This window comes from Flavobacterium panacis (genome assembly GCF_024649945.1).
GTDB classification, from domain to species: domain Bacteria; phylum Bacteroidota; class Bacteroidia; order Flavobacteriales; family Flavobacteriaceae; genus Flavobacterium; species Flavobacterium panacis.
The window spans coordinates 305971-320511 of sequence record NZ_JANKMS010000007.1; the positions used below are offsets into that span (position 1 = coordinate 305971).

General features: G+C 33.7%; 12 protein-coding genes and 1 other RNA gene. 6 read left to right on the plus strand and 7 right to left on the minus strand.

Annotation, left to right across the window (positions count from 1 at the left end):
* The first annotated feature begins 33 nt into the window (after positions 1-33).
* Positions 34-2727, plus strand: coding sequence for a PAS domain S-box protein (locus NQQ59_RS16395; RefSeq protein ID WP_144218716.1), 2694 nt, complete (start codon positions 34-36; stop codon positions 2725-2727).
* Positions 2728-2730: 3 nt separating this feature from the next.
* Complete coding sequence (locus tag NQQ59_RS16400; protein ID WP_144218718.1) at positions 2731-3201, plus strand: response regulator; 471 nt, start codon at positions 2731-2733, stop codon at positions 3199-3201.
* 6 nt (positions 3202-3207) lie between these two features.
* Here NQQ59_RS16400 and NQQ59_RS16405 read toward each other — a convergent pair whose 3' ends face one another.
* From NQQ59_RS16405 to NQQ59_RS16420, 4 genes are all read right to left on the minus strand, one after another.
* Entirely contained in the window at positions 3208-3681 is a 474-nt protein-coding gene (locus NQQ59_RS16405) for a hypothetical protein (RefSeq protein WP_144218720.1), read from the minus strand.
* A gap of 10 nt (positions 3682-3691) precedes the next feature.
* The gene (locus NQQ59_RS16410; RefSeq protein WP_144218722.1) at positions 3692-3979 is read right to left on the minus strand and encodes a hypothetical protein; all 288 of its coding nucleotides are present in this window, start codon (positions 3977-3979) and stop codon (positions 3692-3694) included.
* Between the two features lie 211 nt (positions 3980-4190).
* Positions 4191-4588: a transfer-messenger RNA gene (ssrA, locus tag NQQ59_RS16415) on the minus strand.
* Positions 4589-4655: 67 nt separating this feature from the next.
* Positions 4656-5858 carry a serine hydrolase domain-containing protein gene (locus tag NQQ59_RS16420; RefSeq protein WP_144218724.1) on the minus strand — a complete coding sequence of 401 codons (1203 nt, stop codon included), beginning with the start codon at positions 5856-5858 and terminating at the stop codon, positions 4656-4658.
* 241 nt (positions 5859-6099) lie between these two features.
* Between NQQ59_RS16420 and NQQ59_RS16425 the strand changes: the two genes are divergently transcribed.
* Entirely contained in the window at positions 6100-7302 is a 1203-nt protein-coding gene (locus tag NQQ59_RS16425) for an NAD(P)-dependent oxidoreductase (protein ID WP_144218726.1), read from the plus strand.
* 138 nt (positions 7303-7440) lie between these two features.
* On the opposite strand, the gene fumC is transcribed toward NQQ59_RS16425, so the two are convergent.
* Positions 7441-8826, minus strand: coding sequence for a class II fumarate hydratase (fumC, locus tag NQQ59_RS16430; protein WP_144218728.1), 1386 nt, complete (start codon positions 8824-8826; stop codon positions 7441-7443).
* 77 nt (positions 8827-8903) lie between these two features.
* On the opposite strand from fumC, the gene NQQ59_RS16435 reads away from it, so the two are divergent.
* Complete coding sequence (locus tag NQQ59_RS16435) at positions 8904-9074, plus strand: hypothetical protein (protein WP_186296633.1); 171 nt, start codon at positions 8904-8906, stop codon at positions 9072-9074.
* Between the two features lie 425 nt (positions 9075-9499).
* On the opposite strand, the gene NQQ59_RS16440 is transcribed toward NQQ59_RS16435, so the two are convergent.
* Positions 9500-11989 (minus strand): TonB-dependent receptor domain-containing protein, encoded by a 2490-nt coding sequence (locus NQQ59_RS16440; RefSeq protein ID WP_144218732.1) that lies wholly within the window; start codon positions 11987-11989, stop codon positions 9500-9502.
* 91 nt (positions 11990-12080) lie between these two features.
* The gene (locus NQQ59_RS16445; protein ID WP_144218734.1) at positions 12081-12425 is read right to left on the minus strand and encodes an arsenate reductase family protein; all 345 of its coding nucleotides are present in this window, start codon (positions 12423-12425) and stop codon (positions 12081-12083) included.
* Positions 12426-12539: 114 nt separating this feature from the next.
* Here NQQ59_RS16445 and NQQ59_RS16450 point away from each other — a divergent pair, with 114 nt between their 5' ends.
* Together NQQ59_RS16450 and NQQ59_RS16455 are read left to right on the plus strand one after the other, a co-directional pair.
* A complete protein-coding gene (locus tag NQQ59_RS16450) occupies positions 12540-13469 on the plus strand; it encodes a CPBP family intramembrane glutamic endopeptidase (RefSeq protein WP_144218736.1) in 930 nt (309 codons plus the stop codon).
* A 7-nt stretch (positions 13470-13476) separates the two neighbouring features.
* Entirely contained in the window at positions 13477-14520 is a 1044-nt protein-coding gene (locus NQQ59_RS16455) for an AMP-binding protein (protein ID WP_144218738.1), read from the plus strand.
* Positions 14521-14541: the final 21 nt, after the last annotated feature.

Here is a 14541-nt window from a genome sequence, read left to right on the forward strand (position 1 = left end):
AGTACAGCGCTTTTTATACATTAAGTGAAAAACATGGAGATAACAGAAAATCAAGATTTATTTCAAACCGTTTTTGACTCAATAGCCAATGGCATTGCCGTAATTAAATCTGTGTATAATAATCAAGGTGAAGTAAACGATTTCTCGATATTGTTTTTAAATGCTTATGTTTTAAAGCGAATTAATGATTTAGATTATAAAGATAAACGCTACACTGAAGTTTTTCCGGAAATAAAAGAAAACGGAATTTTTGAAAAGTTTATTGGTACTGCATCAACAGGAATTACTTCCGATTTTGAATCTAAATATACTGCAAACGGTCTAAAATGCTGGTACAGATTTACAGCTGTCAAGCAAGGAGAATTATTGATTGTTACCAGCGAAGATTTAACCAAAAAGAAAAAAAACGAGATTGCTTTAAAAAATGCATTAGATACTGCCGAAAAGCAAAAACGATTTTATCATTCTATAGCCAATACAACTCCAGATTTGGTTTATGTATTCGATCTTTCTTATCATTTTACATATGCCAATAAAGCCTTACTTTCTATGTGGGGTAAATCGGCAGAAGAATCTATTGGTAAAGGATTAAGAGATAACGGATACGAAGAATGGCATGCCGAAATGCATGAAAGAGAAATAGACAAAGTAGTTGCCTCAAAAAAAATGATTAGGGGTACAGTGTCGTTTCCTCATGCCGAATTAGGCAGTAGAGTTTACGATTATATTTTTGCACCTGTTTTTAATGAAGAAGGTGAAGTAGAAGCTGTTGCAGGAACTACGCGCGACATAACAGAAATCAAGCAAGCAGAGCAACAGCAGGTTTTGGCAACAAAAAAAGCTGAAGAAAGTGAAGCTACTTTAAAATCGATGATTGACCAAACGCCTTCTCCAACATTAGTATTAATGGGAGATGATTTGGTAATCAAACAAATCAATAAACATATGCTTGCCATGATCGGCAGGGGAGAAGAAATTATTGGAATGCCGTTGATTGATGTTCTGCCGGAATTAAGAGGGCAGTATGTTTGGACTCAGGTTCAAAACGTCTATAACGAAGGAACTCCTTTTGATCAGAGTGAAGTTTTGGTGCAACACAATCGTACAGGAGTAAAAAGAGATTACTACTATAATTTGGCCTATCGACCTCTAATTGAAGAGGGCAAAATAACAGGAATGATTCAAGTTGCGGTCGATGTTACAGAACAAGTTGTTGCCCGTAAGAAAATGGAAGAGAGCGAAAACCGATTCCGTGTTTTAATTAATGCTTCTTCAGATTTTGTATATCGAATGAATGCCGATTGGACTGTAATGAGAAACTTAGAAGGTATCGATTTTCAATCTGATCCCGAAGAACCTATTTTTAACTGGATTGATAAACATATTTATTTTGAAGATCAGGAAAAAGCATTAAAGCTAATTGCCAATGCAATTGAAAGAAAAGGTACCTTCGAAATGGAACACCGAGTTTTAAAAGCAGATGGTACAATAGGGTGGACGTTTTCAAGAGCCATTCCGATATTAGACGATCAAAAAAATATAATTGAATGGTTTGGTGCAGCAGGAGATATAACTTCTCAAAAAGAAGTACAACAGATTATTAAAGACAGCGAAGAGAAATTCAGACAAATGGCAGATCTTGTGCCACAAGTTATCTGGACAGCGCAGCCAGATGGTTCTACAGATTATTACAACAAGCGTTGGTATGAATATACAGGGCTGGAGGAAAATAAATTTGGAGACCAAAGCTGGGTGCCTCTTTTGCATCGTGATGATGTTTTACCAGTATTAGAAGCTTGGTATATAAGCGTTCAAGGTGGTACAAATTATCAGCTTGAATTTAGATTAGAAAATAAAAATACAGGAGAATATCGTTGGTTTTTGAGTAAAGCACTTCCGATACGAGATAAAACAGGAGTGATTGTTAAATGGTTTGGAACTTGTACCGATATTCACGAACAAAAAACAATCACCGAAAAATTAGAAGGTCTGGTAGCTGCCAGAACAAAAGAACTACAACGTTCCAACGAAGATTTACAACAGTTTGCGCACGTTGCTTCTCATGATTTAAAAGAACCAGTTCGAAAAATAAAAACATTTACGAGTAGGTTAGAAGAACATCTCGAAGGCCAATTAGATGAATCTGCAACGAGATTTATTGGTAGAATACATGTTGCTGCAGATCGAATGTTTAATATGATAGACGGTGTGTTGATGTATTCTAAAATCAATTCTAATTTACAGAAAGCAACGTTAATTGATTTAAACGAAGTTTTAAAAAACATTGAAACGGATTTGGAAGTCTCCTTACAAAATACCAAAGGAGAGATTTATTACAATGATCTGCCAAAACTAGAAGGAGCTTCGGTACTGATTTATCAGCTTTTCTATAATTTGATTAATAATTCTATTAAATTTGCTAAAAAAGGAACGCCACCTGTAATCGTGATATCTTCAAAAATAGTTGCTGAAAATCAAAAAGCTATAGCTTTAATTACTGTTGAAGATAACGGAATTGGTTTTGAAGATGAACAATCAGCACAAATCTTCGAAACTTTTACAAGACTGAATTCTAAGGATGTTTATGAAGGAACAGGATTAGGATTGTCACTCTGTAAGAAGATAGTAGAAAGGCATGGAGGAACTATTACGGCAATTGGGCGACCTTATGTTGGGGCAGTTTTTACAATTAAACTTCCTCTAAAGCAACAAGAAAATGGAATATAAAGTATGAGTGAAAAAATAATTTTATTGGCTGACGACGATACGGATGATACCGAAATGTTTTGTGAGGCATTAGAAGAAATAGATGGAGACATAATCTGTCATTGTGCAGAAAATGGAAATGAAGCATGGAAAATACTTAATCAAATCACTGAAAAACCACAGCTGATTTTTCTTGACCTAAATATGCCCGTAATGAATGGTTGGGATTGTCTTAAATTAATTAAAAACGACAATTATTATAAAGACATTCCAGTAATCATGATTTCGACTTCTTCACATAAAAATGATATTGAAACAGCTTCAAAACTGGGATCTATATGTTATTTGGTGAAACCCAATAGTTTTGGTGATTTAAAGCAGTTACTTCGTGAAATTACCTCTAATCTAGATTGTAATTTAAAAGATATTCTTTTGAACCTAAAAGCAAGTGGTTCTAAGTATATCTTTATTTCTAATGAAGAAAACGGTGATTAAAAAAATTCAATTACTCTTTTTAATCTCCATTTGCACTTTAAATTTACCAGTATAGGGATTTTCTGCCATTAACGAATGTCCGATAACTAAAATGTAATTTCCCTTTTGCTTAATTGGCATTTTCAAATCCATACCAAATGGGCCATCAGAAGATTTATCTGGAAAAATAATTTGATTAAAACGAATATTTCCTTTACCAGGCTCTGGAATAATGGATGCATTTAATTCGCCTAAATCTTCGTTTTTAAATTTGACATATACTTTTGAATTAAGAGAATCAAAAGTTGCTTCGGCTTTAAAGACATTTTTTTCATCAGGAAAATTCATTGCGATAGTGTCGCCAATTTGTTTATTCTCTTTTTTGTCTTCCTTTTTAACAATAGGAGCAGGAGTTTCAACAGCATTAGAAACAGTAGAATTTTCCTTTTTTTGACAAGAAAAGAACAAAACTGGGATTAAAAACAACAGTATCTTTTTCATAAGAATAATTTTAGCTGATCATTAAAAAAGTACCAGGAGTTTCTTCGTTTTTGTCGTATTCTCCTTCTAGTTTTTCATCTAAATCTTCTTCTTCCCAATCATTTTCGTCATATTCCGATTCGAAGTCATCTTCAAGATCGTCTTCCAGTTCTCCAAGTTCTAAGTAAAATGGTTCACGGGTTGTCAATTCATTTGTTAAATTGTTTTCCAGATAATCATCATAATTTAGCAAAAGTTGCTCTTCATACGAATTCATTTCTCCGTTAAATTCTTCTGATGTGTAATTTTCGAATCTCATAGAATTAATTTTTTAGAATAGTAAATTAATGATGTCTAATTAGTGCATTAGCTTATCTTAAAATTACCATTTCAAAAAATGAATTCTTTTATATAATTTTCTCGGAGGATTGTTAAATTTTCATTTTAAGGTATTTAAAGTTTTAGATTTTGTTACCAAAAAAAATAACCAAAAAACAAAAAGCCTGTAAACAAAGAGTTTACAGGCTTTTTTGTGGAGTCGCCGGGAATCGAACCCGGGTCCAAACGAGCAACTAAAGAGCTTTCTACACGCTTATTTCCTGATTAGATTTTCGATGTTAAGCTAGGCCAGAAACAGCCACCGAACACTTATCTTCTTAATTTTCGAAATCCACCCGAAGCTCATGAATATCTAGGTTTATTTTTACGGTTCCCCTGAACGGAACGCCACAAACCAAGGCTTTCCAGGAGAATCCAGCTTCTCTACCTTGTAGAGACGTGGCGCAATCTTACTATGATTCGGATTAAGCAGCTAAAGCGTAATTATTTTCGCCGTGTAAAAGTTTGAGATCTTATATTTACGAGCAAGGTCTCAATGCTCGACGTGCTTACTGTTCAATTCGACTCGCTGTCAAAACCAGTCGACCCCAAAAAATAAGTTTGCAAATTTAGAATATTTGAAATTACTTTCTACTAAAATTTTCAGAAAAATTTTGTTATTCTTCGTCTTTAAAATTAAAAGGATAATCTCCAAAGACTGGAGCCAATTTACGAACCGCATAAGTGTTTCTGGTCATCTTGTTAGAAAGTGCGATAATCGTAACACCTTCTTTCATCAAAGTAATGTAAGATGAAGTATTTCCATGCCACCATCCGTTATGGAAATAGAAATTTTGTCCCGTTTCCCAATTGATCATTCTAATTCCGAGACCGTAATTTTTAGTTCCTTTGCGTTCGTTGCTGTAACCTGTATAAACTTGTTTCAATAATTCCGGTTTTAAGAAATCTGGCGATTGTCTAGCTCGGTCAAATTTTAAAAGATCTCTTGCAGTAGAAAAAACATTTTTATCTCCGTATACATTATCCAGATAATCAAAACCAATTTCTACTCCATTTCCTTTATAAGACGGAACAATTTTCTTGCGGTCTTTATCATCATCAAAAACATAAGTGTTTTTCATTCCAAGAGGTTTGAAAATCATTTCAGACATAGCTTCTTTATAGCTTAATCCTGTAATTTTTTCGATAATAAGTGCCAGCATCGCATAATTGGTATTGCAATAACTAAAACGTGTTCCAGTTTTAGATTCCAAACCAATGTCTTTTGTTGCCAGAATATTTAAAATGTCTTTATTCGTTAGCTGATTATGTCTGTCCCAAATCGATTTATCTCTGTCTGTAAAATAAGCATAATTACGCATTCCAGTACGATGACTTAAAAGCATTCTGATGGTGCAATCTTCGTAAGGAAAGGTTTTTAAAATCGTATTCACTTTCTGGTCTAAATCTATTTTACCAGCATTTACCAGTTTTAAAATTGCTGTTGCTGTTAGCACTTTACTTACAGAAGCAATTTGTACAGGTGTTTCGGGAGTTATTTCAGTTTTTTCATTTTTATTGGCAAAACCATTATATCTTTCAAATAAAATCTGTCCGTTTTTGGCAACTAAGAAACTTCCGTTCATGTTGTTGTTGGGCCAGTTTTTATTATAAAAGTGATTTATTCTGCCCATAACCGAATTTTTAAAGGCCTGAGAAACTTTCGGTTCAGCGCCTAAAGGCTTCATTTTAGGTAATGTATCTTCGACTGTTTGTGCTGCTTCTTCTGTTGTTTTTTTGTTTTGACCACAAGAACTTAAAACTAGTATAGAGAAAAGTAATTGTGGTATCTTTGTTTTTTTAAGGAAAATCATTTGCATCGTTCTTTAAAAACAAATATATCGAATTCAATTTTGTTGTTTTCTCAATTCTGAGGCTCTTATTTGTGATTTTTAACTTTCTTTTAAGAAGTGTAAAAATTACTTCTTTGTTTTTCAGCTTTTAACAGATTTGAAACATTTTAAAGTGAATTTTAAAAACAAAAATTTAACTAAATTTGTTATATTTGAAACAAATGCATTGTAAAAAGTTATATTATTAAAAATATTAAATCAAGTTTAGATGAAATTTGGAATCATAAAAGAAAGAAAAAATCCGCCGGATAGAAGAGTTGTATTTTCTCCAAATGAATTAACAAAGTTGAAACAGCTTTATCATGAAGCAGCTGTAAAAGTGGAAAGTTCTGATATTAGAATATTTTCTGATGATGCTTATAAAAACATGGGAATTACTGTTGTTGATGACGTTTCAGATTGCGACGTTTTGTTTGGAGTAAAAGAAGTTCCTGTTGAAAATCTGATCCCAAACAAGGCTTATTTTTTCTTTTCGCATACCATTAAAAAACAACCTCATAATAGAAAGTTACTTCAGGCGGTTTTAGAAAAAAATATTGATTTGTATGATCACGAGACTATTGTGGATGAACATGATCGTCGTTTGATTGGTTTTGGAAGATATGCTGGAATGGTGGGTGTTTATAACGGAATTAGAGCTTTCGGAATCAAGTTCGAATTGTTTAAACTTCCAAAAGCAGAAACACTTTCAGGAAAAGAGGATTTGATAAAACATTTGAGACGTATTACAATGCCAGCGCTGAAATTTGTAGTAACAGGAACCGGAAAGGTGGGAAGTGGAGCAAAAGAAATTTTAGATGCCATTAAAGTAAAAGAAATTACAGTCGATAATTATTTGACAAAAAAATATGCGCAAGCTGTTTACGTGCAGCTTGATGTTTTAGAATATAACAAAAGAAAAGACGATCAGGTTTTAGATTTCGTAGATTTTGTGAATCATCCGGAAGAATATGAGTCTGATTTTGAAAGATTCACAAAAGTGTCTGATATTTATTTTGCTGGACATTTTCATGCAAACAACGCGCCGATGATTTTAACCAAAGAAATGTTGAATGCCAGCGACTGTAAATTGAAAGTCGTAGCCGATATCTCTTGTGATGTTAATGGACCAATCGCTTGTACAGTTCGTTCTTCTACTATTGCAGAACCTTTGTATGGTTATTTTCCGTTAGAAGACAGGGAAGTAGATTTCTTTCATCCAGCTGCGGTTGCCGTAATGGCGGTTGATAATCTTCCTTGCGAAATTCCGAAAGATGCGAGCGAAGGTTTTGGAGAACAATTTATGGAACACGTAATTCCAGCTTTCTTCAACGGAGACAAAGACGGAATCTTAAAACGCGCCAAAATCACAGAAAACGGAAAGTTGACAGAGAGATTTAGTTACTTACAAGATTATGTAGACGGGAAATAATTGTTAATGGTTAATTGTAAATGGTTAATGAAAAGAGCTTTCTAAAATTTTAGAAAGCTCTTTTTTTGTTGATATTGATGAGAATTAACAATTAACCATTAACCATTAACAATTAACCATTAACCATTAACCATTAAATTATACCATATCCTCTGGCTTCACCCAAGCATCAAAATCTTCTGGAGTTACGTAGCCTAAACGAACAGCTTCTTCTTTAAGAGTAGTTCCGTTTTTATGGGCTGTTTGTGCAATCTCAGCGGCTTTGTAATAACCAATTTTTGTATTTAAAGCCGTAACCAGCATTAGTGAATTATCAACTAATTCTTTAATTCTTTTGTGGTTAGGTTCAATTCCTTGAGCGCAGTGTTCGTCAAAAGAAACACAAGCATCACCTAATAATTGTGCCGATTGTAAAAAGTTTGCAGCCATTACCGGTTTGAAAACATTCAATTCATAATGACCTTGCATTCCTCCAACGGCAATTGCCATATCATTTCCGATTACCTGAGCACAAACCATAGTTAAAGCTTCGCATTGCGTCGGATTTACTTTTCCTGGCATGATAGAAGAGCCTGGCTCGTTTTCAGGAATATGAATTTCTCCAATTCCAGAACGTGGTCCAGAAGCAAGCATTCTAACATCATTTGCTATTTTGTTTAAAGAAACGGCTAATTGTTTTAATGCGCCGTGAGTTTCTACAATGGCATCGTGTGCGGCTAATGCTTCAAATTTGTTTTCTGCTGTAACAAAAGGATGATTGGTAAATTGAGCGATATATTCGGCAACTTTTACATCGTAACCTTTTGGAGTGTTTAATCCTGTTCCAACTGCAGTTCCTCCTAAAGCGATTTCAGATAAATGAGCTAGCGTGTTTTTTAGGGCTTTTAATCCGAAAGCCAATTGAGCCGCATAACCTGAGATTTCCTGCCCAAGTGTTAACGGTGTTGCATCCATTAAGTGCGTACGGCCGATTTTTACAACATCTTTGTATTCTATGGCTTTTTTTGCTAATGTAGCGTGTAGTTTTTCTACACCCGGAATTGTAGTTTCTACTACCATTTTGTAAGCTGCAATATGCATTCCGGTTGGGAAAGTATCATTTGATGATTGTGATTTGTTTACATCATCATTGGCTTTAATGAATTGTTCGCCTTCTCCAATTTCAAAACCTTTAAGAACCTGAGCGCGGTTTGCAATAACTTCATTTACGTTCATGTTGCTTTGAGTTCCAGAACCCGTTTGCCAAATTACTAAAGGAAATTGGTCGTCTAATTTTCCTTCGAGTATTTCGTCGCAAACTGCAGCGATAGCGTCTCTTTTTTCGATTGGAAGAACTCCTAAATCATAATTAGCATAAGCCGCTGCTTTTTTTAGATAAGCAAAACCTTGTACAATTTCTTTTGGCATGGAACCTGATGGTCCGATTTTGAAATTATTTCTAGAACGTTCTGTTTGTGCACCCCAATATTTATCAGCTGGAACCTGAACTTCGCCCATGGTGTCTTTCTCTATTCTGTATTTCATTTTGTTGTATGTAAAATGTTATTTGAAAAAATGTGAATGTTACTTGTGAAAATTAAAAATTGAAGCTTCTTTTGAAAATGAGTTTCCTAGCCCTGATGGGAGCGGCATCTCCCGATTTAGAAAAACAAGGCTTTTTAGCCGTAGTTTTTGTTTATCGGGAATACAGCGGACAGCAGGAAACAGCTCCTGAAAATTATTATGGGTTTCTAAGAACTCTTTATTTAAAAGGTTTCGCATTCAAAAAATAGCTTATTTAAAATGAGTATAAATATACGGATAAATGTTATTTAACGAAAATTGATTTAGTTTTTATTGCTGAGAAAAAATATATAGCCTACATTTGCGGTAACATTCAAAAATTCCGGAAAACATGTTTGAATTTTCACAGTACTTAGGCTTTTTACTTTTCTTAACCATACTAACTATAGGGTTTTGGTTAATGTTTTTCTTAGTTGGTTTCGTATCTTACTGGGTTACGGGCGCTAGCTGGGAACTATTCAAAGAAAAAAGAGCTAAAAGAAGACAAGAAGAACAATCTATTTAATTTTAGATTGATGTCATAAAAAAAGGACCCGTTTTTACGAGTCCTTTTTTTTATGCAAAAAAAATAAAAATTCCAAATACCAACTTTTAAATTGGAATTTGGAATTTTTTATTTGGAACTTAAAGATTATTATCCAGGAAATTCTCCACCGCCATCTCCACCACCGTCATTTCTTGGCTGTGCGTTTTTATCTCTTTCACCTTTTGGTTTGTTGAAACGGTAAGTGAATGATAAATTGAATTGACGTTTACGGAATTGGAATTCGCTATATGAATTTACATTGTCTAAATACGTGTAAGATCTCATTTTTCTAGAATTGAAAACGTCGCTAATATTGAAAGCAATTGTTGCTTTGTCTTTCATGATATCTTTACTAAAAGCAGTATTCATTCCAAATTGACCCAGGTTTTTACCTTGAGCTGTTTTTTGTTCTCCGTTGTACATTCCTGTCAATTGCCAGTCAATTTTGTATGGTAATGTAAGTTTAGAGTTTATTCTCGCAAACCATGAATTGGCCTGATTATCTAAATTCTGAACAATCTCGTTATTTTGAGTGTCTATATAACTGTGTTCTCCTGTTGTTTTTACATTAAAGAAGTTGAAGTTACTGTTTAATTTCCACCATTTGTAAGGCGTATAGTTGAATGTGAATTCGAAACCAAATTTTTGTTCTCTTCCTAAATTGATTGGAGAACTTTTGATTACCGGAGTACCTTCAACTACCTGACCTGGTGCTGGAGTTACTACTTCACCATCTGGCGTTACTACATCACCCGTAGGAGATCTTACAAAGCTGAAAACATCTTTTGTGTTTTCAAAATAAGCCGAAGTGTTAAAAGTAACTTTGTCCCATCTTTTGATGTAACCAATATCAAATTTGTCTGTTAAAGAAGGATCTAAGTCTGGATTTCCTTGAAAGATGTTAATATTACTAGCATAGTTTACAGCTGGATTCATAAAACGACCTCTAGGTCTTGATAAACGTTTACTGTAACTTGCTGAGAAATTACTTTGATCTGAAATTTCGTAACTAACAAAAGCACTTGGGAATAAATTATTGTATTTTTTAGTGTTGAAATTGTTAGTGTCTAGTAGGTTAACTTCGATGTTGGTGTCTTCCCATCTTAAACCAAACAAATAAGAGAATTTATTTGCCTTGAAACCGTATTGTGTATAAAGTGCATTGATATTCTCTTTGTATTCTAATGTATTAGATAAATTAGGATTTGGAACACCGCTATTTGTAACATCATAATCGTTGTTCAAATCGCCAAAACTACCTTTGTACCCTGCTTCAAACTGACTTCCTTCTCCTAATGGTAAAACATAATCTGCCTGAAACAAAATTTGTTTTTGAATTTGGTTGTTTAATGTGGTGTCAAAGTTCGGTGAATCGGTAATAGTGCTATTACTGTCATCTGTATTTCTGGAAATAGAAAAATCTGCAGTAAGCTTATGTCCTTTATCGTTGAAATTTTTAATCAAGTTGGAAGTAAATTCAACGTTGTCACTACCTGTGTCTGCGTTGTTTAAACGGTAAGTTGTTCCAGTAAAATTACGAGCAGCGTCATAATTATAATAATTGATCAAATCGCGGTCGTCACCTGTATTGGTTTGGTAATTAATAGCGTTTGTCCAGAAAGTTGTTGGTGTAAGTGTCCATTCAACTCCAGCTCTTCCGTTAAATCCGTTTCTAACACGTTTGGTATCACGAGTTTCATCTAAGAAACTTTTTGTAGCTTTATTATCGTCTAAATATTCAGAGTTTGTTTTACCAGCTCCTTCAGTTGTTCTGTAATTGTATCCAGCTGTTGTGAAGAAGTTTAATTTTTCTGTTTTGTAATTCACATTGGCACTTAAACCATACGTTTCAGGTAAACCTGTTGAAGCAATCAAAGTTCCGTTAAAACCTTGATTTTTTCCTTTTTTAAGCACAATATTAATAATTCCAGAACCTCCTTCGGCATCGTAACGTGCAGATGGGTTTGTAATAACTTCTACTTTGTCAATTGCATCGGCAGGAAGCTGTCTTAAAGCTTCAGCCATATTGATGGCTTGCGAAGGCCTTCCGTCAATTAAAATACGAATATTATCACTTCCTCTTAAGCTTACATTTCCTTCTGTATCAACAGAAACAGAAGGTACATTGTCTAAAACGTCACTTACGCTTCCGCCTTTTACAATCATATCTTGACCTACGTTGTAAACTTTTTTATCCAGTTTGATTTCGACAGTCGATTTCTCGGCACGAACTACAACTTCATTCAGCTGTGCAGCATCTTCGGACAGATTTACAACACCTAAATTGGTATCGCCCTGAATGCTTTTTTGCTTGATTTCTGTTGATTTAAATGAAATAAATTCAACTTTGATGTCATAAGTTCCAGGTGCAACAGCAACTTCAAATTCTCCTTTAGGATTTGTAATACCACCCGCAATAACTTTGGTGTTATTAGGAGCAGAAATCGAAATTGTTGCATATTCTAATGGTTGTTTGCTTACTTTTTCTAACACTTTTCCGGTGACTTTTACTTTATTGCCTCCTGGACCTTGTTGTGAGTAATTGTAAAAACTTGTAAACAAGAATACAAGTAATACAGCAAATTTGATTTTTTTCATTTTTCTGGTTTCTTTTTCTCTTTAGACGGCAAATGTAGTTTTTGGTTTAAAGAGAGAACTCACAAAAAAATGTTAATAGAATATTTTAGAATCAATCTAAAAAAGAAGCAACTAAATCTGGATCTCTTCCAATAATGGCTTTCCCATCTTTTACCACAATAGGACGTTCGATTAAAATCGGGTTTTCTACCATTGCTTTAATAATCTCATCATTAGTTAAAGTTTTGCCTTTAAAATTTTCTATCCAAATTTTCTCTTTGGTTCTGACTAATTGAAGTGGTTCTAGATTTAACTGTTTCAATAAAACTGTTAATTCGTCAAAAGAAGGTGTTTCTGTTAAATAAGGAATGATTTCAAATTCCTGATTGGATTGTTCTATAAAAGCAAGACAGTTTCTTGATTTTCCGCATCTGGGATTATGGTAAATTTGTATCATTTTTTTATATTTAAGGGTTCAAATATCGAAAGATAAAAAAGCGGTACTTTCGTAGTGTCAAAAGTAAGATTAACTTATCGATTTTGGATTCTCATTTTTTAAAATTAAAATTTTATGTTTTTAGAGCAAGGAATTAAACCTGAAAATAAGTTTTGGAAATATCTTTTGGGTTCGGTTTTTATTATCGCAGCCTCTTTTGTTGGGCAAATTCCGATTACTGTTGCTGTATTTTATAAAACAGCTGTTGAAAAAAAGGCTATGCCAACGACAAATGATGATATTATGAGAATGTTTGAATCTAATATCACGCTTTTTTTAGTAATGATCTCCTTTATTTTTGCCTTTGCAGGAATTTATTTTGTAGTGAAATATATTCATCATCAAACTTTATTGTCAGTTACGACATCAAGGCCAAAAATTGACTGGAAGCGAGTTAGTTTCTCTTTTCTTTTATGGACTTTCTTTTCTATACTGAGTTTTCTGTTTGTATATCTTAAATCTCCAGAACATTTTGAATTGAATTTTAAATTGATTCCATTTTTGATTTTGGTTGTTTTAGGGACGATTTTAATTCCAATCCAAACTAGTACAGAAGAATATGTTTTTAGAGGTTATTTGATGCAGGGATTTGCCAATTTAGCACGTAACAGATGGTTTCCGCTCTTAATGACTTCGGTTATTTTTGGATCGATGCACTGGGCTAATCCTGAGGTGGTTAAAATGGGAAATGTCATTATGATTTATTATATAGGTACTGGTCTCTTTTTAGGAGTGATTACTTTGATGGATGAAGGAATGGAACTCGCACTTGGTTTTCATGCTGCCAATAATCTTATTGGAGCATTATTGGTAACATCTGATTGGTCTGTTTTTCAGACTCATTCCATATTTAAAGATCTTTCAGAACCTTCAGCGGGAATTGATGTTATTTTGCCAGTTGTAGTTATTTATCCCATTTTACTTTTTATCTTTAGTAAGAAATACGGTTGGACGAATTGGAAAGAAAGGTTAACTGGAGAAATTAAGAATATAGAAGTAAAATAAGTAAAGTATGCAAAATTTAACACAACATAAAGTTCATAATTATTTTAAACTAAATGGTTATCATTTAAACGCAAAAGATTTGTGTCGTGCGGCTTATAGTTATGTGAAAGAGGGAGATGCATACGAGCGATCAATAGGTGAATTCTTTTTGGATTGGTTTGATAAGAAAGATTATATTGAAATGACAACTTCAGGAACAACAGGTCTTCCGAAAGTGGTTCGTTTACAAAAACAAGCCATGATACAATCTGCTTTGGCAACAGGTGATTTTTTCGATTTAAAACCAGGAGATAAGGCTTTGTTATGTCTTCCAACGCAATTTATTGCTGGAAAAATGATGTTAGTAAGAAGTTTAATCTTAGGGTTAGAATTAGATGTAGTAGCGCCAAGTCTTCATCCTCTTGCGCTAAATTCTATAACTTATGATTTTGTAGCGATGGTACCACTTCAGGTTCAAAATTCAATTGAAGGGCTTTCTAAAGTGCGTAAATTAATTATTGGTGGAGCAAAATTAGATTCTTCTCTGGAAGAGAAACTTTTGCCACTTAAAACAGAGATCTACGAAACTTATGGAATGACTGAAACGATAACTCACATTGCAGCAAAGCGTTTAGGAGATTCTGTTTTTTCAATTTTACCAAATGTGAAGATTTCTCAGGATGATCGCCAATGTTTGGTTATTCATGTTTCAACAATTTCTGATGAACCAATCGTAACAAATGATTTGGTAGAATTATTAAATGATCAGCAGTTTATCTTTTTAGGTAGAATTGACAATGTAATCAATAGTGGAGGAGTAAAGCTGATTCCCGAGCAGATTGAAGCAAAACTGATTGGGAAAATTGCGAATAGGTTTTTTGTAACGGGACTACCTGATACTGCTTTGGGAGAAAAATTAGTTTTGGTTATCGAAGGTGAAAAACAAGAATTTGCTTCTGATTTTTTTGATGTTTTAGGAAAATATGAAAAACCAAAAGAAATAGTTTTTGTCTCAAAATTCAAGGAAAACGAAAATGGTAAATTGCTTCGTAAGCCAAGCTTGCAAGTTTAAAATTCCAAAATTTAAAATTCC